5 protein-coding genes are annotated in these 3,315 nt (G+C 73.8%); 1 reads left to right on the top strand and 4 read right to left on the bottom strand.

Features of this window, described 5'->3' with window-relative positions; genetic code table 11:
• The 4 genes from RYN42_RS20090 to rimP form a co-directional block, all read right to left on the bottom strand.
• Positions 1-307: translation initiation factor IF-2 N-terminal domain-containing protein (locus RYN42_RS20090; RefSeq protein WP_315099381.1), on the bottom strand; the 307-nt coding region annotated here is incomplete at its 3' end.
• 148 nt (positions 308-455) lie between these two features.
• Positions 456-731 carry a YlxR family protein gene (locus RYN42_RS20085; RefSeq protein WP_315099378.1) on the bottom strand — a complete coding sequence of 92 codons (276 nt, stop codon included), beginning with the start codon at positions 729-731 and terminating at the stop codon, positions 456-458.
• 116 nt (positions 732-847) lie between these two features.
• Positions 848-1,912 (bottom strand): transcription termination factor NusA, encoded by a 1,065-nt coding sequence (nusA, locus tag RYN42_RS20080; RefSeq protein ID WP_315099376.1) that lies wholly within the window; start codon positions 1,910-1,912, stop codon positions 848-850.
• 1 nt (position 1,913) lies between these two features.
• Positions 1,914-2,489: a ribosome maturation factor RimP gene (rimP, locus tag RYN42_RS20075; RefSeq protein WP_315099374.1), complete on the bottom strand. Its 576-nt coding sequence runs from the start codon at positions 2,487-2,489 to the stop codon at positions 1,914-1,916.
• 210 nt (positions 2,490-2,699) lie between these two features.
• Between rimP and RYN42_RS20070 the strand changes: the two genes are divergently transcribed.
• Positions 2,700-3,315, top strand: a 616-nt coding sequence (locus tag RYN42_RS20070) for a hypothetical protein (RefSeq protein ID WP_399552556.1), incomplete at its 3' end; no start/stop codon positions are given.

Below are 3,315 nucleotides of genomic sequence, written 5' to 3'. Positions count from 1 at the left end.
GAGCCGTGGTGGCAGCCGGCGCGGCGGGGGCTGCAGGTGCCGGGCGCGGGGCCTCGACCGGTGCAGCGGGAGCGCTGGGGGCAGCGGCGGCCGGCGCAGGTGCCGGACGTGCCGGTGCCTTCGGTGCTGCAGGGGTGGAACCTCCACCGTCGACCGGGTAGGTGTCCCGCAGCTTGCGGACGACCGGCGGTTCGATGGTCGAGGATGCCGAGCGGACGAATTCACCGAACTCGTTCAGCTTGGTCATGATGGTCTTGCTGTCGACCCCGAGCTCTTTGGCGAGCTCGTAGACGCGGACCTTGGCCACATCTCTCCTGTCTCGGTCCGCCCGGACAGGGTCGGACCGTCGTTAGTGCTGGGTACTCATCGCTGGGTACTCATCGGTGCGTGCTCATCGGGCAGCCATCGGCTTCCAACCCGCTTTCCGTATCGACGATCGGCCTCGTCGCCGGGAACTACCCGACGACGTCCTGCTCCTGCTGCTCGAGGTGGCGGTGGACCGCGCTCGTGCCGGGCTGCCCCGCAACTCGCAGGGCACGCCCGAACGCACGCCGGCGTTCGGCCTTCTCGAGACATCCAGGATCGGGGTGCAGCCATGCCCCCCTGCCCGGCATCCGGCGACCGACGTCCACGACGAGCTCGACTGCACTCTCGCGGACCACGACCACCCTCAGCAGGGCTGACCTCGGGCCGGTGGCTCGGCACCCCACGCACGTGCGCACCGGACCCATGCCAGAGACATCTTTCGGTGTCAGTGGGGTCCGCCGGCTCGACGGGAGGAGCCGGACATCCGGCCCAGCCGCAGCAAGTCTACCGCGCCGCGGCTCCGGCGGCGTCACTCGTGGGGTCACTCACTGCCGTCCGCACCGTCGCGAGCAGCGCGGGCGCCCTGCGGCACGCTCTCCCCCGGGACCTCGGCGTCGGACCGGATGTCGATGCGCCAGCCGGTCAGCTTGGCGGCGAGCCGGGCGTTCTGGCCCTCCTTGCCGATGGCGAGCGAGAGCTGGTAGTCGGGCACGACGACGCGGGCGGCGCGTGCCACGGGGTCCACCACCGTGACGGACAGCACCCGGGCCGGGGAGAGAGCGTGGGCGATCATCTCCGCGGGGTCGTCCGCGTGGTCGACGATATCGATCTTCTCGCCGTGCAGCTCCGCCATGACGGCACGCACGCGGCCGCCCATCGGGCCGATGCACGCGCCCTTGGCATTGACGCCCGCCACCGTCGCGCGGACGGACATCTTGGTGCGGTGACCCGCCTCGCGCGCCATCGCGGTGATCTCCACGGTGCCGTCGGCGACCTCGGGCACCTCGAGCTCGAACAGCTTGCGCACCAGGTTCGGGTGGGTGCGGGACAGGGTCACCTGCGGTCCGCGCTGGCCGCGCGCGACCTCGAGGACGTAGCCGCGGATCCGGTCGCCGTGCACGTACTCCTCGCCGGGCACCTGCTCGTGCGCCGGGAGGACCGCCTCGGTGCCGCCGACGTCGATGAGCACGGTGCGGGGGTCCCGGCCCTGCTGGATGACGCCGCCGAGCACCTCGCCCTCCTTGCCACGGAACGCGCCCAGCACCTGGTCGTCCTCCGCGTCACGCAGACGCTGCACGATCACCTGGCGGGCCGTGGCCGTCGCGATGCGACCGAAGCCTGCCGGGGTGTCGTCGTACTCCGGCCCGTCCGGACCGGGCGGCGGCAGGATGCCCTCGTCGTCGGGCTCCCCCACCGGCGCCGCCTCGCGGGCCCACACGGTGACGTGACCGGTCTTGCGGTCCAGCTCCACGCGGGCGCGCGTCTGCGCGCCCGGGGTGCGGTGGTAGGCGGACAGCAGCGCCTGCTCGATCGCGGAGACCAGCACGTCGAGGCTGATGTCCCGTTCGCGCTCGATCAGCCGCAGCGCCTGCATGTCGATGTCCATCTCAGCTCTCCTCGCCGGCGTCGTCGCGCGCGGCTGTCTCGTCTTGGTCCACGTCCACAGGGCCCAGGCCCGACAGGTCCACCTCGACGTGCGCCTCGCGCACGTCCGTCAGGAGCAGGCGGACCGGCTCGCCCACCACCGGCTTGCGGCCCTTGCGGCCGGGCGTCACGGGCACCACCACGACGGCGTCGCCGGGCGCGGACCGGTCGACCTCGGTCAGCCGGCCGGCCAGCTTGGTGCCGTCCGTCAGGGTCACCGTGAGCATCCGCCCGACGGCGCGCGTGTAGTGCCGGCGCTCGGTCAGCGGGCGGTACACGCCGGGGCTCATCACGTCGAGCGTGTACTCCCCGACGATGACGTCGGCCGCGTCGAGGGCGTCGGAGACCGCGCGCGTCGCCTCGGCCACGCGCTCCAGGTCGAGCAGGCCCTCGTCGTCCTCGGTCAGGTCGACCACGACCTCGACCACCGACCTCGGCCCGGACCTGCGCACCGTGACGTCCTCGAGGACCAGCCCCCCGGCCGCGACCGCGGGCTCCACGACGTGCCGGACCCGTTCTGCGTGCGCTGGCGCGACCATGTCAGCCTCCTGTCGGTCCAGCGGGTCGTCGGCGAGCGACGGTGCGACCCTGTGATGTTGTGGGTCCACAGTAACGAGTCCGGGCGTGCCCCACGGCCGCGCCCCCGTGGCATGGCAGGATCACCGGCGATGAGCGCGGACCGAGACCCTGCAGGCCACCGCGATCACGCGCGTCCGGTGCCGGTTGGCCTGCGGGCGCTGGTGGCCGCAGTGACCGTTCTCACCCTCGCGGCGTGCGGCCTGCGCGCGGAGACGCCGCCGCCCGTCGAGCCGAGCCCCGACGCGGTCGAGCAGGTCCGGGCGCGCACGGTCGCCGACTCGCTCGCCCTGGCCGCTGCGGCGACGCAGGCGGTGCTGCTCCCCGAGGGGTCCGCCGAGCCGGTCGCACCCGTCCTGGCGGACGTCACGAGCTTCTCCGACCAGCACGCCGAGCAGCTCGGCGGCGTGTACGTCTCCGGCCTGCCCGCGCCCACGGACACCCCGTCAGCCGCCACCCCGACGCCGGAGCGAATCACCGTGGCCGAGCTGGTGCAGGACCTCGCCGCCGCCACCCGCGCTGCGCTCACGGATGCCGACGCGGTCACCGACGGCCCGCTCGCGCGGCTGCTGGCCTCGGTCGCCACCTCGCGCGGCGAGCTGACCGCACGGCTGGCCCGTGCCGCCGGGGCGGAGGTGCCTCCCACCACCCCGGAGGCGACGCCGGGCGACCCGACGCCGAGCCCGGAGGCCACCGCGCCCGCGTCGGGCGTCGAGGAGCTCACCACGACGGACGTGGGCGTCCTGGCCCGCGTGCACGACGAGGCCGGCTACGGCTTCGAGGTGATCG

The organism is uncultured Cellulomonas sp. (genome assembly GCF_963527515.1).
In the GTDB taxonomy this organism is placed as follows: Bacteria; Actinomycetota; Actinomycetes; order Actinomycetales; family Cellulomonadaceae; genus Cellulomonas.
Note: the sequence above shows the minus strand (reverse complement) of the source record. Positions and strands in the feature narration are given on the sequence as shown.